The 19,018-nt window shown below is 70.1% G+C and carries 18 protein-coding genes; 7 read left to right on the plus strand and 11 right to left on the minus strand.

Annotated elements, in window-relative coordinates:
- Positions 1-40: 40 nt before the first annotated feature.
- Positions 41-1,957, plus strand: a complete 1,917-nt coding sequence (locus tag T8T21_RS08005; RefSeq protein ID WP_322335184.1) for a monovalent cation:proton antiporter-2 (CPA2) family protein — start codon at positions 41-43, stop codon at positions 1,955-1,957.
- On the opposite strand, the gene cobT is transcribed toward T8T21_RS08005, so the two are convergent.
- Positions 1,958-2,971, minus strand: coding sequence for a nicotinate-nucleotide--dimethylbenzimidazole phosphoribosyltransferase (gene cobT / locus T8T21_RS08010; protein ID WP_322335185.1), 1,014 nt, complete (start codon positions 2,969-2,971; stop codon positions 1,958-1,960).
- A gap of 71 nt (positions 2,972-3,042) precedes the next feature.
- Between cobT and T8T21_RS08015 the strand changes: the two genes are divergently transcribed.
- Positions 3,043-3,753 (plus strand): adenosylcobinamide-GDP ribazoletransferase, encoded by a 711-nt coding sequence (locus T8T21_RS08015; protein ID WP_322335186.1) that lies wholly within the window; start codon positions 3,043-3,045, stop codon positions 3,751-3,753.
- Here the strand turns inward: T8T21_RS08015 and T8T21_RS08020 are convergent.
- Together T8T21_RS08020 and T8T21_RS08025 are read right to left on the minus strand one after the other, a co-directional pair.
- The gene (locus T8T21_RS08020; protein WP_322335187.1) at positions 3,750-4,451 is read right to left on the minus strand and encodes an FG-GAP repeat domain-containing protein; all 702 of its coding nucleotides are present in this window, start codon (positions 4,449-4,451) and stop codon (positions 3,750-3,752) included. The two genes, T8T21_RS08015 and T8T21_RS08020, sit on opposite strands and share 4 nt — an antisense overlap.
- Entirely contained in the window at positions 4,451-4,774 is a 324-nt protein-coding gene (locus T8T21_RS08025; protein WP_183471767.1) for a 2Fe-2S iron-sulfur cluster-binding protein, read from the minus strand. Before T8T21_RS08025 ends, T8T21_RS08020 begins: the two co-directional genes overlap by 1 nt.
- Positions 4,775-4,962: 188 nt before the next feature.
- Here T8T21_RS08025 and T8T21_RS08030 point away from each other — a divergent pair, with 188 nt between their 5' ends.
- Positions 4,963-5,448 (plus strand): peptidoglycan-binding domain-containing protein, encoded by a 486-nt coding sequence (locus T8T21_RS08030; RefSeq protein ID WP_322335188.1) that lies wholly within the window; start codon positions 4,963-4,965, stop codon positions 5,446-5,448.
- Between the two features lie 54 nt (positions 5,449-5,502).
- Here the strand turns inward: T8T21_RS08030 and T8T21_RS08035 are convergent, their stop codons facing one another.
- From T8T21_RS08035 to rpiA, 6 genes are all read right to left on the minus strand, one after another.
- Positions 5,503-7,014, minus strand: a complete 1,512-nt coding sequence (locus T8T21_RS08035) for a Do family serine endopeptidase (protein WP_183471763.1) — start codon at positions 7,012-7,014, stop codon at positions 5,503-5,505.
- A 159-nt stretch (positions 7,015-7,173) separates the two neighbouring features.
- Entirely contained in the window at positions 7,174-7,368 is a 195-nt protein-coding gene (locus tag T8T21_RS08040; protein ID WP_322335189.1) for a DUF2065 domain-containing protein, read from the minus strand.
- Positions 7,365-8,516, minus strand: a complete 1,152-nt coding sequence (gene hflC / locus T8T21_RS08045) for a protease modulator HflC (protein ID WP_183471759.1) — start codon at positions 8,514-8,516, stop codon at positions 7,365-7,367. Before hflC ends, T8T21_RS08040 begins: the two co-directional genes overlap by 4 nt.
- A 1-nt stretch (position 8,517) precedes the next feature.
- Positions 8,518-9,708 (minus strand): FtsH protease activity modulator HflK, encoded by a 1,191-nt coding sequence (hflK, locus tag T8T21_RS08050; RefSeq protein WP_322335190.1) that lies wholly within the window; start codon positions 9,706-9,708, stop codon positions 8,518-8,520.
- Positions 9,709-9,788: 80 nt separating this feature from the next.
- The gene (locus tag T8T21_RS08055; RefSeq protein ID WP_322335191.1) at positions 9,789-11,234 is read right to left on the minus strand and encodes an FAD-dependent oxidoreductase; all 1,446 of its coding nucleotides are present in this window, start codon (positions 11,232-11,234) and stop codon (positions 9,789-9,791) included.
- Positions 11,235-11,252: 18 nt separating this feature from the next.
- The gene (rpiA, locus tag T8T21_RS08060) at positions 11,253-12,038 is read right to left on the minus strand and encodes a ribose-5-phosphate isomerase RpiA (protein WP_322335192.1); all 786 of its coding nucleotides are present in this window, start codon (positions 12,036-12,038) and stop codon (positions 11,253-11,255) included.
- A gap of 149 nt (positions 12,039-12,187) precedes the next feature.
- Here rpiA and T8T21_RS08065 point away from each other — a divergent pair, with 149 nt between their 5' ends.
- A complete protein-coding gene (locus tag T8T21_RS08065) occupies positions 12,188-12,889 on the plus strand; it encodes a glutathione S-transferase family protein (RefSeq protein ID WP_322335193.1) in 702 nt (233 codons plus the stop codon).
- Between the two features lie 52 nt (positions 12,890-12,941).
- Here T8T21_RS08065 and T8T21_RS08070 read toward each other — a convergent pair whose 3' ends face one another.
- Together T8T21_RS08070 and T8T21_RS08075 are read right to left on the minus strand one after the other, a co-directional pair.
- Complete coding sequence (locus T8T21_RS08070; protein ID WP_322335194.1) at positions 12,942-13,490, minus strand: hypothetical protein; 549 nt, start codon at positions 13,488-13,490, stop codon at positions 12,942-12,944.
- Complete coding sequence (locus T8T21_RS08075) at positions 13,478-14,083, minus strand: riboflavin synthase (RefSeq protein WP_183471747.1); 606 nt, start codon at positions 14,081-14,083, stop codon at positions 13,478-13,480. Before T8T21_RS08075 ends, T8T21_RS08070 begins: the two co-directional genes overlap by 13 nt.
- A gap of 147 nt (positions 14,084-14,230) precedes the next feature.
- Here T8T21_RS08075 and T8T21_RS08080 point away from each other — a divergent pair, with 147 nt between their 5' ends.
- From T8T21_RS08080 to T8T21_RS08090, 3 genes are all read left to right on the plus strand, one after another.
- Entirely contained in the window at positions 14,231-15,517 is a 1,287-nt protein-coding gene (locus T8T21_RS08080) for a capsule biosynthesis protein (RefSeq protein WP_322335195.1), read from the plus strand.
- A gap of 216 nt (positions 15,518-15,733) precedes the next feature.
- The gene (locus T8T21_RS08085) at positions 15,734-16,867 is read left to right on the plus strand and encodes a polysaccharide biosynthesis/export family protein (protein ID WP_322335196.1); all 1,134 of its coding nucleotides are present in this window, start codon (positions 15,734-15,736) and stop codon (positions 16,865-16,867) included.
- Positions 16,868-16,869: 2 nt separating this feature from the next.
- Positions 16,870-18,864: a capsular polysaccharide biosynthesis protein gene (locus tag T8T21_RS08090; RefSeq protein WP_322335197.1), complete on the plus strand. Its 1,995-nt coding sequence runs from the start codon at positions 16,870-16,872 to the stop codon at positions 18,862-18,864.
- Positions 18,865-19,018 lie beyond the last annotated feature (154 nt).

The raw sequence follows: 19,018 nt of genomic DNA on the forward strand, positions 1-19,018 counted from the left end.
GCACATTGCCTTCGCCTGCCCCAGCGGCGATAGCTGGGGCATGCAGGGATTTCTCTTTCAGGCCACGATCTATCTGGGCGCGGCGGTGCTGGCCGTGCCGCTCGCCGCGCGGCTCGGCCTCGGCTCGGTGCTGGGCTACCTCGCCGCCGGGATCATCATCGGCCCGGCCACCGGGCTGGTCGGGGCCGAAACCGAGGATCTCCAGCATTTCGCCGAATTCGGCGTGGTCATGATGCTGTTCCTGATCGGGCTGGAGCTGGAGCCCCGCGCCCTGTGGAACATGCGACAACGGCTGATCGGACTGGGCGGCGTGCAGGTGGTGGTGACCACCGGCGCACTGTTCGCCGCCGGCAGCCTGCTCGGGCTCGATCCGCGCGTCGCGCTGGCCACCGGGCTGATCTTCGCGCTCTCCTCCACCGCCATCGTTCTGCAGACCCTCTCGGAGAAGGGGTTGGTGCAGACCCAGGGCGGGCGGTCGGTCTTCTCGGTCCTGCTCACCCAAGACATCGCCGTGATCCCGATGCTGGCGCTGCTGCCCCTGCTGGCGCTGTCGACCCATGGCGGCGGGAATGGCCACGATACCCCGGCCAACCCGGACGCGCCCGGCGTCAAGGAGGTCGAGGCAGCGCGCACGCTGATCGAGAACCTGCCCGGCTGGGCGGTGACGCTGGTGACGCTAGGCGCAGTGGCCGTGGTCGTTCTGGCCGGCATCTACCTGACCCGCCCGGTCTTCCGCTACATCCACCATGCCCGGCTGCGCGAACTCTACACCGCGCTGGGCCTGCTGATGGTGGTGTCGATCGCGGTGCTGATGGAGCTGGTCGGCCTCTCGCCCGCGCTGGGCACCTTCCTCGCCGGGGTGGTGCTCGCCAACTCCGAGTTCCGCCACGAGTTGGAGAGCGACCTCGAGCCGTTCAAGGGCCTGCTGCTGGGGCTGTTCTTCATCACCGTGGGTGCCGGCATCGACTTTGGTGTGCTTCTGGACAGCCCGATGCGGATCGTGGCGCTCACTCTGGGCGTGATCACGATCAAGGGCGGGCTGCTCTACCTGCTGGCGCGACTGGCGCGGATGCACACGCGCGACCGCTGGCTGTTCACACTGGCGCTGGCGCAGGCGGGCGAGTTCGGCTTCGTGCTGTCATCCTTCTCGCTGCAGCAGGGCGTCCTGGCGCAGTCCGAGGCGGAGGTGATCCGGCTGGTGATCGGCCTGTCGATGCTGGTCACGCCGCTGCTGTTCATCCTCTACGAACAGCTCGTCAAACGCGCCGAGAAGGCACCCGATCTCGACCCGGACGAGATCGACCGCAAGGCGCCCGTGATCATCGCCGGGATCGGCCGCTTCGGGCAGGTGGTGAGCCGTCTGGTGCAAGGCGCGGGCATCGACACGGTGGTGCTCGACCATGACATGGAGATGGTCGACACGATGCGTCGTTTCGGCTTTTCCGGCTTCTTCGGCGACCCGACCCGGCCGGATATCCTCCATGCCGCCGGGCTGGAGACGGCGAAGGTGCTGGTGGTGGCGCTCGACGACCGTCATGCCGCGCTCAAGCTCGTCCGCCACGCCCGCGCGCAGCGACCGGACCTGCACATCGTCGCCCGGGCCTTCGACCGCGAGCATGTCTACCAGCTGTTCCAGGCGGGCGCGAACGACATCGTCCGAGAGATGTTCGATTCGAGCCTGCGGGCCGGGCGCTACGTGCTGGAGAATATCGGCCTGTCGAAATTCGAGGCCTCGGAAATCGAGATCGCCTTCTACCAGCAGGACCGGGCCGGGGTGCGCGAACTGGCGCAACTGTGGAAGCCCGGCATCCCGGTCGCGCAGAACGCGGAATACGTGAAACGCGCGCGCGAGCTGAACAAGGATCTGGAGACCATGATCCTCGAACGGCTGCATCCGCAGGGCGACGCCGCCGAGACCGGCGACGTCGTGGGCTACCGCAGCAAGGATCGCAGCTGATCAGCCGTCGCTGACCCCGGCCTCGGCAAAGCTCGCCATGCCGGAATGGCAGGCGATCGCGCCCTTGAGCACGCCGATCGCCAGCGTCGCGCCCGACGCCTCGCCGAGCCGAAGCCCGAGCGAGAGCAAAGGGGTCTTGCCCAGCGCATCGATCAGGCGCGCATGCGCCGCCTCGGCGCCCTGGTGCCCGGCCACGGCGTGGTCGAGCGCCCCGGGCGCGGCACGGTGCAGCACCAGCGCGGCGGCGCAACAGATGAAGCCGTCGAGGATCACCGGGATGCGGTGATGCCGCGCGGCCAGGATAGCGCCCGCCATCGCCGCGATCTCGCGCCCGCCCAGCTGGCGCAGCACCTCCAGCGGGTCCTTCTCACCGGCGATCCGGGCCACGCCCTGCGCCACGGCCTCGGTCTTGCGCGCGAGACCGGCATCGTCGACCCCCGTGCCCCGGCCGGTCCAATCCTCGGCCCGGCCCCCTTCGAGCGCATGGGCGATCGCCGCGGCCGAACAGGTATTGCCGATCCCCATCTCACCCGCGACGAAGAGGTCGGCCTCGGGATCCACCGCGTTCCAGCCGATGGCCAGCGCGTCCACCAGCTCGGCCTCGCTCATCGCCGGGCCCTCGACGAAATCGCCGGTCGGTCGGTCGAGGTCGATGGGATGGGCGGTCATGCGTGCGCCGAAGGCTTGGGCGAGCTGGTTCACCGCCGCGCCACCGGCCTCGAAATTGCCGACCATCTGGGCGGTCACCGCCGCCGGAAAGGCCGAGACGCCGCGCGCCACGACGCCGTGATTACCGGCGAAGACCGCAACCTGCGGCCGCTCCATGCGGGGCCGGGCATCGCCGCGCCAGCCGGCATACCAGATCGCCAGTTCCTCGAGCCGCCCCAGCGCCCCGGCGGGCTTGGTCAATTGGGCGTCACGCGCCTCTGCCGCGGCGATCGCCGCCGTGTCGGGACCGGGCCGTTCGGCCAGCAGGACGCGGAAGGTGGACAGGTCGTCGAAAGGGGCGGTCATGCGGCATCCTCGTTGCATCCCGGTTTGTCCGTGCCTAACCGGTGTCGGCGAAGTTTGGAAAGAGGTTCCCGATGCTCCTGCCCCTGCGTGCGGCCCTAGGCCTGCTGACCCGCCTCCCCGTGCAGCCGGCGCCGCTCCGGCCCGAAGGTGTGTGGGCGTTCGGGCTGGCGGGGCTGGCGGTGGGCGGGCTCGCGGCGGCGCTCTACTGGCTGGCGCTGGCGATGGGGCTGCCAACGGGACCGGCCGCGGCGCTGGCGCTGGCGGCGCAGGTGCTGCTGACCGGCGGTCTGCACGAGGACGGGCTGGCCGATTGCGCCGACGGCCTGTGGGGCGGGTTCGAGCGGGCCGGTCGGCTCGAGATCATGCGCGACAGTCGGGTCGGCAGCTACGGCGTGCTCGGGATCGGGCTGACGCTACTGTTGCGCTGGTCGGCGCTCGTGGTCGCGGGCCCGCTGGGGCTGGTGGCCGCTGCCGTGCTGAGCCGCGCGGCGATGATCTGGCCAATGCACTGGCTGCCGCATGCGCGCAAGGACGGGCTGGCGCGTCTGGCCGGACGCCCCTCGATGCGCGCCACCGGCCTCGCCTTCGGCTTGGCGACGCTGCTGGCCCTGCCCTTTGCCGGCTGGGGCCTGCTGGTCGCTCTCCCGCTCGCGGCAATGGCGGCGCTGGCCTGCAGCTGCATCGCCAAGGCCAAGATCGGCGGGCAGACCGGCGACGTGCTCGGCGCGACCCAGCAGATGGCCGAGATCGTGGTGCTGCTCGGCCTCGCGGCGCTGGTCTAGCGCGTGCAGTCCAGAGCCGGCCCGAAGCCATCGGGCTCCAGCGGGCCGATCTCGCGCGCGGTGAGCGCACCATCGATCAGGCGCACCGCCATCGCCCTTTGCCATCCCGCATCGGCGAGAACCAGTTCGGTCCCCTCGCCGCAATCGCGGATACCGCCCTCGATCCGGGGTACGCCGAATCGGTGATTGGTCAGCCCCTCGAGCGCGGCGACCTCCTCCAGTACGCCATCCTGCATCCGCCAGACCCGCAGCACCCGCGCCAGATGCGGCCGGTCGACATAGGCCAGCTCGACCCGGCCGTCGCCATCGAGATCGGCGGGCGGCATGGGGGCGAGCCAGCGATGCGGCGTGCCGATGAACGGCGTGGCGGCAATGAGCCCCTCGGGACCGTAGACCGAAAGCCGCGCCCCCTGCGCCGTGTCGGTCTCCACCACCACGGCATCCAGCCCGCCATCGCCGTCGACATCCGCGAGGCGCGGCGCGAGATCCTCGAACACCCGGTGCTCCGGCAGGCGGACGACGCGCGTCGCGCCATCCGGGGTCACCATCTCCAGCGCGCCCCACTCCTCGGTCTCGCCGAACACGCCATGCGCGTAGCGCGTGGTCGGTTCGGCGAATCGCGCCTCGGCCAGCCCCTGCGCCACCGCGGGACCGGCCAGCGCCGCGCCCAGGAGCAGCCCTGCCAGAGCCCGCTGCATCAGATCTGCCGCTCGGGCATCCGCACCACCAGCCCGTCGAGCGCGTCCGACACCTTGAGCTGACAGGTCAAGCGCGAGGTCTCGGCATCCGGCTCATAGGCGAATTCGAGCATGTCCTCTTCCATCGGGTCCTTCTCGGGCAGCTTCGCCACCCAGCCCGCATCGACATAGACATGGCAGGTCGAGCAGGCGCAGGCGCCGCCGCAATCGGCCTCGATGCCGGGGATGCCGTTGTCCCGCGCGCCCTCCATGACGGTGAGGCCGTTGGCCACGTCGACGACATGCTCGGTGCCGTCATGCTCGATATAGGTGATCTTCGCCATCTGCGGCTCCTCTGTCGCGTTGCGCCGCCCTGTCTAGGCGAGCAATGGCGCGCCCGCCAGAGCCGCGAGGCGCCGCTCCGCCAGATGTGTTGCGGCACGCGCGCCACGCGCCGCCGCTGCCGCGCCCGGCGGCTTCCGGCAGCGGCCGGGGCGGTCTAGGGTCGGCCCGACAACCATCCCGGTGCCCCATGTTCCGCCTGCTCCTCGCCCTTCCCCTCGCCGCCTGCGCCGTCACCCTGCCACAGGTGCCGGCCTTCATGGCGGCCGAGATCGAGACCCGCGAGGATGGGCGCTGCTATGGCCGCGACATCACCCCCGCCGTTCTCGAGACGGTGCAGGAACAGCTGCGCGAGCCGGGAGACGGCCCGGCCCGCTATCGCAGCGTGACGCGACAGCGAATCGTCCAAGAGCGCCGCGAAGTCGCGTTCGAGACGCTCTGCCCGCCCGCCTTCACGCCCAGCTTCGTCGAGACGCTGCAACGCGCGCTGGTCACCCGCGGCTTCCATCCCGGCCCGGTGACCGGGCAGCTCGACCAGCGCAGTCTCGACGCGGTGCGCGCCTTCCAGCGGGCCACGGGCGGCCCCGACAGCCCGGTGCTGTCGCTGGCCTCGGCGCAGCGGCTCGGCATCGTCGCGCTGACGCCCGAACAGCTCGAGATCATGAACCGGCGCTGAGCACGAAAAAGGGCGCCCGAAGGCGCCCTTTCAATGATTCCCGCGCAATGGGGATCACTCGGTCTCGCCGAGCCCCAGCGCCACGAAGCGCGGATCGCCGGCGCGACGCACCAGCAGCAGCAGCGACTTGCGCCCAGCTTCGCGGGCTTCTTCGACGCGGGCTTCGAAATCGGCGATCGAGGCGACCGGCTGCTGACCAGCCTCGGTGATCACGTCGCCCGCGGCGATGCCCTTTTCGGCGGCATCAGAAGCCGGATCCACGTCGGTCACGACCAAGCCTTCGGCGTCCTCGGCCAGTTCGAGCTGCTGGCGCAGTTCGGGCGTCAGCTCCGACAGGTTCAGGCCGAACATCTCGGTCTCGGCGGCGTCGCCCGAACCGTTGGCCGATGCCGGCACAGCGGCCTCGGCATCCTCGCGGCGGCCCAGCGTCACGGTGAGCTCGACCGTCTCGCCGTTGCGCAGCACCGTTACCGGCACCGCCTCGCCCACCGGGGCACGGCCGACCATGCGCACGAGGTCACGGGTGTCCGGAACCTCCTTGCCGTCGAAGTTGACGATCACGTCGCCCGCTTCCATGCCGGCCTCCATCGCCGGGCCCTCGGGCACGTCGGTGACGAGCGCACCGGCGGCGCCTTCCAGCCCCTCGATCGCTTCGACCATGTCGGGGGTTACGTCCTGGATCCGCACGCCGAGCCAGCCGCGCCGGGTCTCGCCATACTCGCGCAGCTGGTCGACCACCTCGGTCACCACGTCGGAGGACATGGCGAAGCCGATGCCGATCGAGCCGCCATTGGGCGACAGGATCGCGGTGTTCACACCGATCACCTCGCCGGACATGTTGAACAGCGGGCCACCCGAGTTGCCGCGGTTGATCGCCGCGTCGGTCTGAATGTAGTCGTCATAGGTCCCCGACAGCGCGCGGCCGCGGGCCGAGACGATACCGGCCGAGACCGAGAAGCCCTGCCCCAGCGGGTTGCCCATGGCCATGACCCAGTCGCCGACGCGGGCCCCCTCCGCGGTGCTGTCGCCGAACTCGACATAGGGCAGCTCATCGCCCTCGACCTTGAGCAGGGCGATGTCGGTCGAGGCGTCGGTGCCCACCACCTCGGCCTCGAGCACCTTGCCCGAGAAGAACTCGATGTTGATCTCGTCGGCGCCCTCGATCACGTGGTTGTTGGTCACGACATAGCCGTCGGCCGAGATTACGAAGCCCGAGCCGAGCGCCGAGGAGCGGCGCGGCGCGCTGTCGCCGCGCTCCTGGAAGTCGCGGAAGAACTCCTCGAAGGGCGAGCCCTCGGGGACCATGCCCTGCGGCCCGGTCGGCGCGGAGACCATGGTCGAGGTGGTGATGTTGACCACGGCCGGGCTGACCTGCTCGGCCAGATCGGCGAAGGTCAACGGACGCGTCGCGTCCGGCGCGTCGGCGGTGGTCCGCGGCTCGGCTTCCGGGGTGACGGCGGTGTCCTGGGCCGCGAGCGGGGCCACCTGACCCAGCCCCAGCGCGGCGCCCAGGGCCAGCACCGAGACGGCGCGGAATGGTGACTTGAAGTTGGTCTTGGCGTTCACGGGCACACTCCTGTTTGGTCCTGTGCTGCGGAGCGCGACGCAAGGGCCGCTCCGGTCGGCGCAGACCATCAACCTAAGTTGCGCGGGCCGCAACTCAAGCCCCGTCGCGGCGCGTCAAAGCGGTGTGAAAGGTTGTAACACCCGCCCGCCCCGCGCGGCTCAGCCGCTCATTGCCCGGACGATCCACAGCAACGCGACGCCGATCGCCAGCGTCGTCAGCCCGGCGAGACGCCGCGCCTCTGGCGGCATGTCGCGCAGGCCGTCGAGCATCCTCATCAACGCCGAAGGGGCCAGCGCCCAGGCCAGCCCCTCGATCACCAGAACCAGGCCCAGGCCCAGCAGAATCGGCGTCACTGCGTCGCCGTCTCGGCTTCGACCCCGGCCTCGGCCTCATCCCCGGGCAGGATCACCCGCGGACGCAGCGTCTCGGCCTGGCCTTCGGCGGCCGCGTCGGCCTCGGCCTGTGCATCGATCTCTCCCTCTTCGGTCGAGAAGGTCACGGTGCCGTCCTCGCCCTGCCGCACCTGCAGACTGTCGAGGCGGATCGCCCCCGCCCCGGCCGCGTCGGCGCCTTCGCCCTGCGAGGTCTCGTTGGTGCGAGGCCGCGCCGGGGCGGGGCTCACCCCCTCGGGCAGATCGTCGTCGTAGAGGTAGTCGAAGAAGGCGCTGTCGGGGGTCATCACCAGTTGCGAATTCGACCCCTGCAGTGCCCGCTCATAGGCCTGCAACGAGCGGTAGAAGTCGAAGAACTCCGGGTCCGCGCCATAGGCCCCAGCAAAGATCGCGTTGGCTTCGGCATCGGCCTCGCCTCGGGTTACCTGCGCCTCGCGCTCGGCTTCCGACAGGGTCTCGATCACGGTCCGGTCGGCCAACGCGCGCACGCGCTGCGCGGCCTCGTTACCGCGGGCGATCTCGTCGGCGGCCTCGCGTTCACGCTCGGCACGCATCCGCGCGAAAGTTGCGTCGAGGTTCTGGCTCGGCAGGTTGGTCTGCTTCAGCCGTACGTCGACCACGTCGATCCCGAGGCCCTGCGCCGAACGCTGCGCCTGCTCGCGAATCCGGTTCATCAGCTCGCGCCGATCCGAGGAGAGGATCGTGTCCGAGGTCACCTGATCGGCACCGAGCACTTCGCGGATCTGCGCATTGAGGATCGAGCTCAGCCGATCCTCGGCGGCGCGCACGCCGCCGACGCCGACGGCCTGCCGGAACTGCACCACATCGCTGATGCGGTAGCGCGCGAAGGCGTCGACCACGAGGCGGCGGTCGTCCGAGGGGGTTACCTCGATCGTGTCGGTATCGAGCGACAGGATCCGGTCGTCATAGGTGACGACCTCCTGGATCAGCGGGATCTTGAGCCCGAGACCGGGCTCTTCCTTGACCTGACGGATCTGGCCGAACTGCAGCACCAGCGCCTTTTCGCGTTCGTCGACGACGTAGATCGAGGAGAGCGCCACGGCGACGGCGATGACGACGGCGGGCAGCGCGATTGCGGTGGTCTTCATATCAGTTCCCCTGCCCGGTGTTGCCGTCGGACGCGGCCGCGCCCTGCTGCGACTGGCCCCTGTCGCGGCCCAGCTCGTTCAGCGGCAGGAACGGCACGATGCCGGTGCCGCCATTTCCGCCAGTCATGAGCGACGGGTCGAGCACCATCTTGTCGACGTCGCCCAGCACCCGCTCCATCGACTCGAGATAGAGACGACGGCGCGTCACTTCCGGCGCCTGGGCGTATTCGTCCTGCACCGCCGAGAAGCGGCTGGCCTGACCCAGAGCGTCGTTGATGATCTGCGCGCGGTAGCCTTCGGCCTGCTCGATGGTCTGAGCGGCCTCACCACGCGCTTCGGCGAGCACCCGGTTGGCATAAGCGTCGGCCTGACGCTGCAGGCGGTCGCGCTCCTGCTCGGCGGCCTGCACGTCGCGGAAGGCGTCGATCACCTCCGAAGGCGGGTCGGCGCGGTCGAGGTTGACCCGGACGATGTTGATGCCGCTCTCATAGGCGTCGAGCGTCGCCTGGATCGACTCCATCGCCGTGTCGGCAATCACGCCCCGGTCGCGGTTGAGGATCGGCGCCAGGTTCGAGGCGGCAATGATCTCGCGCATCACCGATTCCGACACCGCCTGCACGGTCAACTGCGGGTCGCGGATGTTGAACAGGAAGCGCGCCGGATCCGAGACGTTCCACACCACCTGGAAGCCGATATCGACGATGTTGGCGTCGGTGGTCAGCATCAGACCGTCATTGTCGCGGCCGATGCCGATGTTCTCGGTCCGCTCGGAGGTCACGTTGACCACCTCATGTGTGACCAGCGGCCAGGGCGCGAAGTTCAGACCGGGGCTGCCGGTCGAGGAGTAGGAACCGAGGAACAGTTCGACGGACTGCTCTTCCGGGCGCACGGTGTAGAACGACATCACGCCCCACAGCACCAACGCGCCGGCGGCGACGAGACCGATCGTGCCGCGCGACATGCGGAAATTCGGGCCGCCATTGCCGCCCGATCCGTTGCCGCGACCGCCGCCGCCGCCGCCCATCAGCACGCGCAGCTGCTCGCGGCCCTTGTTCATCAGCTCGTCGATCTGCGGCGGCTCGCCGGGACGGCGCGGCCGCTGCGGGCCACCGGGCCGCCTGTCGTCATCCCCGCCGCCGGGACCGCGCCCGCCTCCGCCGCCGCCCCAGGGGCCGCCGTTGTTTCCAGCCATGAAGCCACTGTTCCCTTGTTGGTTTCCCCCGTGCCGGTTTTACCCGGCACGCTTTGCATGTGTGCCCTCAGGGGCGGTATTCAAGAACGCCGCGTCGGCTCGCGCATGGTCACGATCTCTTCGGCCATGGTCGGATGCACCGCGACGGTGCGGTCGAAATCCTCCTTGGTCGCGCCCATCTTGACCGCGATCCCGGCGAGCTGGATCATTTCGCCCGCTTCCGGTGCGACGATGTGACAGCCAAGGATCTTGCGCGTCTCGACCGAAACGACCAGCTTCATCAGCACCCGTTCGGCCGATCCCGCGAAGGCGGACTGCATCGGCTTGAAGGACGAGCAGTAGATCTCGACCGGCTCGATCTCGCGCGCGGCTTCCTCGGTCAGACCGATGGTGCCCAGCTCGGGCTGGGTGAACACCGCCGAGGGGATCAGCGCGTGATCGACCGGGGTCGGGTTGCCCTTGAACACGGTCTCGACGAACTGCATGCCCTCGCGGATCGCCACCGGGGTCAGGTTCACCCGGTCGGTCACGTCGCCGATCGCGTAGATCGAGGGGCAGGCCGTCTGGCTGTACTCGTCGACCTCGATCGCGCCCCCGCGTGCAAGGCGGACGCCAGCCTCTTCGAGGCCCAGCTCCTCGGTGTTGGGCCGCCGACCGGTGGCGAAGAGCACCGCGTCATAGACCGCCTCGTCGCCATTGGTGGCCTTGACCCAGACCGGGCCACGGGTGCCGAGCGCCGCCTCGGGCAGGTTGGTGCCGGCGCCGGCAGCGTCGGAATTGGTGCCGTGCTGGCGGGCCGGATCACCGGCCTCGGCCTCGGGGCACATCTCGACCACGTTGGTGCCCAGATGCAGGTCGATGCCGCGCGCGCGCATCGAATCCGCGATCAGCCCGCGCGCCTCGTCGTCGAAGCCGCGCAGAATCTGCGCGCCACGATAGAACTGCGTCACCTTCACGCCCAGCCCGTGCAGGATGTTCGCGAATTCGCAGGCGATGTAGCCGCCGCCGATGATCAGGATCGAGCCGGGGAGCGTCTCGAGATCGAAGATGTCGTCGGACACCATGCCCAGATGGGCGTTGGGCAGATCCGGCCGCACCGGCCGGCCGCCGGTCGCCACGAGGATATGCGCCGCGCTCTTGCGGCTGCCATCGGCAAGCTCGACGGTGTGCGGATCGGCGACGCGGGCGCGGGCGTCGAACATCTCCACCCCCGAGCCGTCGAGCAGGCGGCGATAGACGCCCTCGAGCCGGTCCAGCTCGGTGTGCAGCTTCTCGCGGAAGGGGCGCCAGTCGAAGCGGCCCTCGCCGATCTCCCAGCCATAGGCGCGGGCCTCCTCGAAGGTCTCGCCATAGCCCGAGGCATAGACCATGAGCTTCTTGGGCACACAGCCGCGGATCACGCAGGTGCCGCCCATGCGGCTTTCCTCGGCCAGCGCGACGCGTGCACCGGTGGCGGCGGCCATGCGCGCGGCGCGCACCCCGCCCGAGCCGCCACCGATCACGAAGAGATCATAGTCGAAAGCCATAGATTGGTCGGTCCCCGTTCAGTCGGAAATGTCTGTGAAGATGTTGTCGGCGGCGAGAAAATCGAACTGCGTCACCTCGGCCGCGCCGTCGAGCTCGAACCGCTCGACCTTGCCGTCGCCATGGCCGATGATCAGCGTGTCGCAGATATCGACGAAGAGCCCGTTCTCCACCACCCCGGCGATCTGATTGAGCGCGAGGCCGAGTTGGCGGGCATTGCCGATCCGGTTGAGATGCAGATCGAGCACGTAGTTGCCCTCGTCGGTGCGGACCGGCTCGCCGCCCTTCTCGCGCAGTTCCACCTCGCGACCCAGCACGTCGAGGCCGACCAGCGTCTCCTCGATCAGCGCCTTCGTGGCCTGCCAGCCGAAGGGGATCACCTCGACCGGCAAGGGAAAGGCGCCCAGCGTCTCGACCCGCTTGGTGGCGTCGGCGATCACGACCATCCGGTCCGAGGCGGTGGCGACGATCTTCTCGTGCAGCAAGGCGGCGCCGCCGCCCTTGATCAGGTTGAGCGCTCCGTCCACCTCGTCGGCGCCGTCGATGGTCAGGTCGAGCCAGCCCGCCTCTTCGAGCGACACCACCTCGATGCCCAGCTCGCGCGCCAGCTCGGCGGTGCGATGCGAGGTCGGCACGGCGCGGAAGGACAGCCCCTCCTCGCGCAGCCGCTCGCCCAGGCAACGGACCAGCCATTCCGCGGTTGAGCCGGTGCCCAGCCCCACGCGCATGCCGTCCTCTACCATGCGGCTCGCCTGCTTGGCAGCAACGAATTTCGCTTTCTCTACGGGTGTCAGATCCTTGGCCATCCGGCGCCTCCTCGCGGGTCCGCCCCGGTTATAGGAAAGATGCCCGGCACCTGCGAGGGGCAATCGACCCCGGCGCCGCGGGGTTTTCCGGTTGCACGGGACGAATATCGATGCTGCGATCCGCCCGCGCGGCGCGCTTTGGAGGCAGAATGACCCTGCGACTGCACTATGCCCCCGACAACGCCTCGCTCTGCGTCAGGCTGGCGCTCGAAGAGCTCGGCCTCGACTATCGCACCGTGCTGGTGGACCGCAGGATCCGGGCGCAGCGCGCGCCCGCCTATCTCGCGCTCAACCCGCACGGGCTGATCCCGGTCCTCGAGACCGAGGAGGGGCCGATCTTCGAGACGGCGGCAATCCTGCTGTGGCTGGCCGACAGGCACCGCGACCGGGTCGCGCTCTTGCCTCCGCCGGAGGCCCCCGACCGCGGTCGGGCGCTGGCATGGCTGTTCTGGATGTCGAACACGCTGCACCCGGCGTTGCGGATCATGTTCTACGGCGATGCCCATATCGCGCCGGCCCATGTCGCGGCCCTGCAAGAGGCCACCGCCCGCCGCATCGACGCGATGCTCGACCGGCTCGAAGCGGCGTTGCCGGAACTCGGGGATTGGCTCGGCGGCCATGGCCCCTCGGCGCTCGATTGCTACCTTGCGCCGATGCTGCGCTGGTGCGCGCTCTATCCCGAGGGCGGCACCGGCTGGTTCGGCCTCGGCACGCGCCCGCGGTTGCGCGCGTTGCTCGCGCATTTCGAGACGCGGGCCTGCGTCGCGGCGGCGATCGCGGCCGAGGGCCTTGGGGCAGCCCCCTTCACCGCACCGCGCCTGCCGCAGCCACCGGAAGGCAGCGCCACCTGAGGTCCTCATCCGGTCGGCCCGAAAGGGTCATTGCGAAGAGAAACGCGACGCCTCAGCCGGCGAAGTAGCGATCCGCCGGGAGATAGCCCGCCGCACGCACCGTTGCGCACCAGTCGCGCTCCAGCGCGGTGTCCCCCACCACGAGGTAGCGGTCGGCAGGGCCGTCGAGCATGGCGCGCAGCCGGGCGCGGGTCTCGCCCCAGCCCGCGGAGAGCCCCGGCGCGGCATGCGCGGCGTCGAGCGGCGCGGCACGGAGCACCCGGTTCGGGTCGAGCGGCGGCTGTACGACGGCAATCCGCAGTGCATCGAGAGCCTCCAGCTTCGCGCGCCGCGCCTCGGGCAGCCGGTCACTCGCGCGTAGGAGCCGCAGCGCGTTCGACGAAAACAGAAAGCCGATCAAGTCATGCCCGGTTGCCGCCCGCACCGAGGCGTAGCTTCGATAGTCGAGACCGAGCTCGGCGGCGCGCTTCACCCGCAGCCGCACCACCTCCACCGGCAGCACAGGCAGCAGTTCGCGCCGCGCCCGGCCCCAGGCATGCCGGCGCCAGCTCGCGCCGGGCTCGAGCGTCGGGCCGCCGTTATGGCTGATCACCGATCCCATTCACGCAGCCGCGCCACGTAGCGCGCCATGGTGTCGATCTCGAGATTGATCGATTTGCCGACGACTACCTCGCCCCAGTTGGTCACCTCCCGGGTATGCGGGATCAGGTTGATGCCGAACTCGGCGTCCTCGACCTCGTTCACGGTGAGCGAGGTGCCGTTCAGCGCCACCGAGCCCTTGGGCGCGATGAACTTGGCCAGCGCGTCGGGGGCGCGAAAACGCACCCGCAGGCTGTCGCCCTCGTCGCGGGTCGAGACCACTTCGGCCACGCCGTCGACATGGCCCGAGACGATGTGCCCGCCCAGCTCGTCGCCGACCTTGAGCGCGCGTTCAAGGTTGAGGCGCTTGCCCACCTGCCAGCCATCGCGGCCGATATTGGTGAGGTTCACCGTCTCGGCCGAAATCTGAACCTCGAACCAGTTGCGGGGCTCGCGGCCCAGCGCCACCACCGTGAGGCAGACGCCGTCGCAGGCGATCGAGGCGCCGATGTCGATGCCGTCGGGATCGTAGGCGGTGGCGATGCGGGCGCGCAGGTCGCCCTCTTGCACCACCTCGAGAACCTCTCCGACGTCGGTGATGATGCCTGTGAACATGGGTGCGCTCCTGTCTTGCGCCCCAAGACCTAGATGCGCGGTTCGCCCCGCACAAGGGCAGGCGCTTTTCCCTGCCCTCCCGGTGCCATAAAAGGGCCCGGCGCTTTTGCGAAATCGAAGGGATCGACCGTCACCATGGCCCGCATCATGACCGATCCCGCGACCAAGCGTTTCCTGTTCCTGCAAGGCCCGCACGGGCCCTTCTTCGACCGGCTCGCCGCCATGCTGCGTGCCGCCGGGGCGCGGACCTGGCGGGTCGGGTTCAACGCGGGCGACGCGGCCTTCTGGCGCGACCGCGCGGGCTATATCCCCTATCGCGGCGATGCGGCGGGCTGGGCCGCGACCTTCGGCATGCTCGTCGCCGAGCACGGCATCACCGACATCGTGCTCTATGGCGACACGCGCCCCGTCCACGCCACCGCCGTGGCCGAGGCCCGGGCGCGTGGCTTGACCGTCCATGTCTTCGAAGAAGGCTATCTGCGGCCCTGGTGGGTCACCTATGAGCGCGGCGGCACCAACGGCCATTCACGCCTGATGGAGATTGGCATCGACGAGATGCGCACGGCGCTGGAGCGCTCCGACCCCGAGATCACGGAAGCGCCCGCCCATTGGGGCGACATGCGCCAGCACGTCTTCTACGGCGCGCTCTACCATTGGTTCGTTCTGTTCCGGAACCACGCCTATCCCGGTTTCCCTGCGCATCGCGAGCTGCCACTCGCGACCGAGGCGCGCCTCTACACCACGCGGCTTCTGCTGATGCCCTTCATCGCGCTCGACCGGATCGTGGCCACGGCGCGGATCCGGTATGGCGGCTATCCCTATCACCTCGCGCTGCTGCAGCTCGAACACGACGCCAGCTTTCGCGCGCATTCGCCCTTCTCGCGCATGGCGGAGTTCCTCGAACTGGTGATCGCGGGCTTTGCCAAGGGGGCGCCGCGCCACCATCACCTCGTGTTCAAGGCGCATCCGCTCGAGAACGGGCAGGCGCCGCTCAAGCGGATGATCCGCGACCTGGCGCGCGTGCATGGCGTCGAGGCCCGGGTGCATTACCTGCGCGGCGGCAAGCTGGCTCGGCTTCTGGACGCGGCGCGCACCGCCGTCACCGTGAACTCCACCGCCGCGCAGCAGGTGCTGTGGCGCGGCATCCCGCTCAAGGCGTTCGGCCGCGCGGTCTATTCCAAGCCCGACCTCGCCTCGACCCAGGCCCTGCCCGAATTCTTCGCCCAGCCGGTCCGACCCGACCGCCGCGCCTATCGCGACTATCGCCGCTTCCTTCTCGAGACCAGCCAGGTCTCGGGCGGGTTCTACTCGGCGGCGGGGCGAAGGCGGCTGTTGCGGCAGGTGGCCGACATGATGCTCGCGGCCGAGGACCCCTACGACGCCCTGCGCGCGGGCCGCGCCGCCCCGCGTCAGCCATTGCGCGCGCTGCCCTGACGGCACGCGAGCGCGACCCGCAGGCCACACCGCCCGCCTCGCCGCCGCACCGCGCCCTCACGGCAACTGGTCAGGCCCCGACGCGCGCGCTAGCCTTGCCCGCGACGGGCAGAACATGCCCCGCATCATGATAGGCCCGGGACACAACGGGCCGCAGGCAGACCGGCCCCGGCGCGGGGTCGCAGGCAGACAGGAACAGGTCGAGGAGACCGCGCAGTGACACACCTCCCCCACCGCCTCGCCCGCGGTGCGGCCCTCTTGGCCGCGATCGCCCTCGTCGCAGGCTGCGGGCTGACCCCGCGTTCGGGCCCCAACAAGCGCGAGATCTTCGCGGGCTCCGTGCTGCGCGAAGGCGATGCCTTCGTGGTGGCGGTGGACGACCGGGTGAACCGCATCGCCGGCGTCACCCCGGCGCTGGGCTTCGCCGCGACCTTCGAGAACGCGGCCCTGCTGGGGTCGGACACGATCCAGCCGGGCGACGTGCTCGGGCTGACGGTCTGGGAGAACGTCGATGACGGCCTTCTGGTGCCGAGCGGCCAGAATGCCACCGTGCTCGAAGAGGTGCAGGTCGACGGCTCGGGCTTCATCTTCGTGCCCTATGCCGGCCGGATCCGCGCCGCCGGCAACAGCCCCGAGGCGATCCGCCGGATCATCAGCGAGAAGCTCGAGGCGCAGACCCCCGATCCGCAGGTGCAGGTCCGCCGTCTCGCTGGCGACGGGTCGACCGTGTCGGTGGTGGGCGATGTCGGCGCGCAGGGCGTCTACCCGATCGAACGGCCGACCCGCACCCTCTCGGCGATGCTGGCGGCGGCCGGTGGCGTCACTGTGCGGCCCGAACTGGCGCAGGTCACCGTTACCCGTGGGGGCACCACCGGCGAGGTCTGGTTCCAGGACCTCTACGAGCATCCGCGCGCCGATATCGCGCTGCGCGCCGGCGACCGGATCCTGGTCGAAGCGGACACCCGCGATTTCACCGCGCTGGGCGCCACCGGCACCCAGGAGCTGGTCCCCTTCGAAAGCCGCAACATCTCGGCGATCGAGGCGATCGCCCGCGTGGGCGGCCTGAACCCGCAGCTCGCCGATCCGACCGGCGTCTTCGTGTTCCGCAACGAGCCCGCCGTGATCGCCAGCCAGATCACCGGCATTCCGGATCTCGTCGGCACCCAGCGGCTCGTCTACGTGCTCGACCTCACCCGGCCCAACGGCATGTTCATGGCGCGCGATTTCGCGATCCGCGACGACGACACGGTCTATGTCACCGAGGCGCCGATCGTCGAGTTCGGCCGGGTCATCAACGGGCTGACCGGGACGCTGACCAGCTCGCGCGGCGCCGTCGACGCCGTCCGCTAGGGGTGGCCAAGCGCCCGCGCCGCCTGTTCGTCTGCAATGGAGGGCTGCTGGCGCGACCGATCCGCGCACGGCTGCGCGGGGCCGGCTACGCGCCGCGGCTCGGCCTGCCGGGTGCGAGTGATCTCGTCGGCGTCTGGGGCCAGAGCCCGACCGCCTGGCGCGGCGAGGCGCTCGCCAAACGGCGCGGCGCGGCACTGGTGCGGATCGAGGACGCCTTCTTGCGCTCTGTCCTGCCGGGGCGCTCTGGGACGCCGCCCCTTGGCCTGCTGATCGACCACGGCGGCGCGCATTTCGACCCTTCCGCGCCGTCGGACCTCGAAACGCTGCTCGCAACCTCCCCGCTCGACGACACCGCCCTGCTCAACCGCGCGCGCGACGGCATGGCCCGGCTGCGCTGGGCCGAGCTGTCGAAATATTCCGCCTTTGACCCCGAAACACCGCTGCCCGAGCCGGGCTACGTTCTGGTGATCGACCAGACCGCCGGAGATGCGGCGGTGCGTGCCAGCCGAGGCGACCGCGCGGCGTTTCTCGAAATGCTGTTCGACGCGCGCGAGGCGCATCCGCACGCCCGGATCGTCATCAAGACCCACCCCGAAACCCAGCAAGGCTTTCGCGCAGGCCACTACCGCGACAGCGATCTGGGGCCCGGCATGGAGTTCTGCGACAGCCCGGTTTCGCCTTGGCGGCTCCTCGAAGGGGCGATCGCCGTGCATGCCTTCTCCTCGCAGATGGGCTTCGAGGCGATCCTCGCCGGGCATCGCCCCGTCATCCATGGCCAGCCCTTCTATGTCGGCTGGGGGCTGACCGACGACCGCGCGCCGGTGGCGCGGCGGCAGCGCAGCCTGACCCGCGCGCAGCTCTTCGCCGCGGCGATGATCCTCTACCCGCATTGGCACGACCCGTATCGCGACCGTGCCTGCGGATTCGAGGCGGCGCTCGACACCTTCGAAGCGCAGACCCGCGCTTGGCGCGAGGATCGCACGGGCTGGGTCGCGACGGGCATGCGGCTCTGGAAGCGGCGACATCTGCAGGCGGGCTTCGGCACCTATCGTCCGGTGATCTTCGCCGATCCGCCCAGACGCGCGGCGCGGCTCGCAGAGCGAAGCGGACGCCGGCTGATGGCCTGGGGCGACCGGCCCGCCCCGGCGGAGGCGGTACGCGTCGAGGACGGCCTCTTGCGATCGCGCGGTCTCGGCGCGGCCTTGGTGCCGCCCGCGAGCCTCGCTCTCGACGATCTGGGGCTGCATTACGATCCCGCTCGCGAAAGCCGCCTGGAGCGGCTCATCGCCGCCGCGCCCACCCTGCCCGACCACGCGCGACGTCGCGCCGAGCGGCTGGTAGAGCGGCTCGTCGCGGCGCGGCTGACGAAATACAACCTCGCTGGAGACATGCCGCCCGAGCTTCCCCCGGGCCGGCGCATCCTTGTGCCGGGACAAGTCGAGAACGACGCCGCGATCCGCCTGGGCGCGGGAGAGATAAAGACCAATCGCGGCCTGCTCGAGGCCGTGCGTGCCGCCCATCCCGACGCGGTCATTCTCTACAAGCCGCATCCCGACGTGGAGGCCGGGCTGCGCCCCGGGGCTGTGTCCGATGCCGCTGCGCTGGCCGATGTCGTGCTGGTCCGGGCCGACATTCACGCGGCACTCGCCGTGGCCGACGAGGTCTGGACCATCACCTCCGGCACCGGCTTCGAGGCGCTGCTGCGCGGCATTCCGGTCACCTGTCTCGGTACGCCCTTCTATGTCGGCTGGGGGCTGACGCGCGATCTCGGACCGCCCTGCCCGCGCCGCACCGCCCGGCCCGATATCACGGCGCTGGCGCATGCCGCGCTCATCAGCTGGCCGCGCTATTTCGACCCGGTATCAGGCCGCCCCTGCCCGCCGGAAGTGACGCTGGACCGGTTGATCGTGGGTCAGGGCCGGACCGCGCCCGCCTTGCGCGCATTGGCGCGAATTCAAGGGCTTCTGGCCGGATTTCCCGGCCTCTGGCGTCGCTAGGCAGCGGCCCGCCGGCACCGGACGGCCCACCCGGCAGGATGCCGCGTCCGCGCCTGCCAGCCAGGCGACAGCGCCCCGTCGAACCTGTTAGCCCGTCCGCAGCCGGCCGATGCGCCGGGGGCGCATGTCGCCCGATCACGACAAAGGACAGACC

The sequence above is a fragment of the Limimaricola variabilis genome (genome assembly GCF_034371605.1).
GTDB lineage: Bacteria > Pseudomonadota > Alphaproteobacteria > Rhodobacterales > Rhodobacteraceae > Limimaricola > Limimaricola variabilis.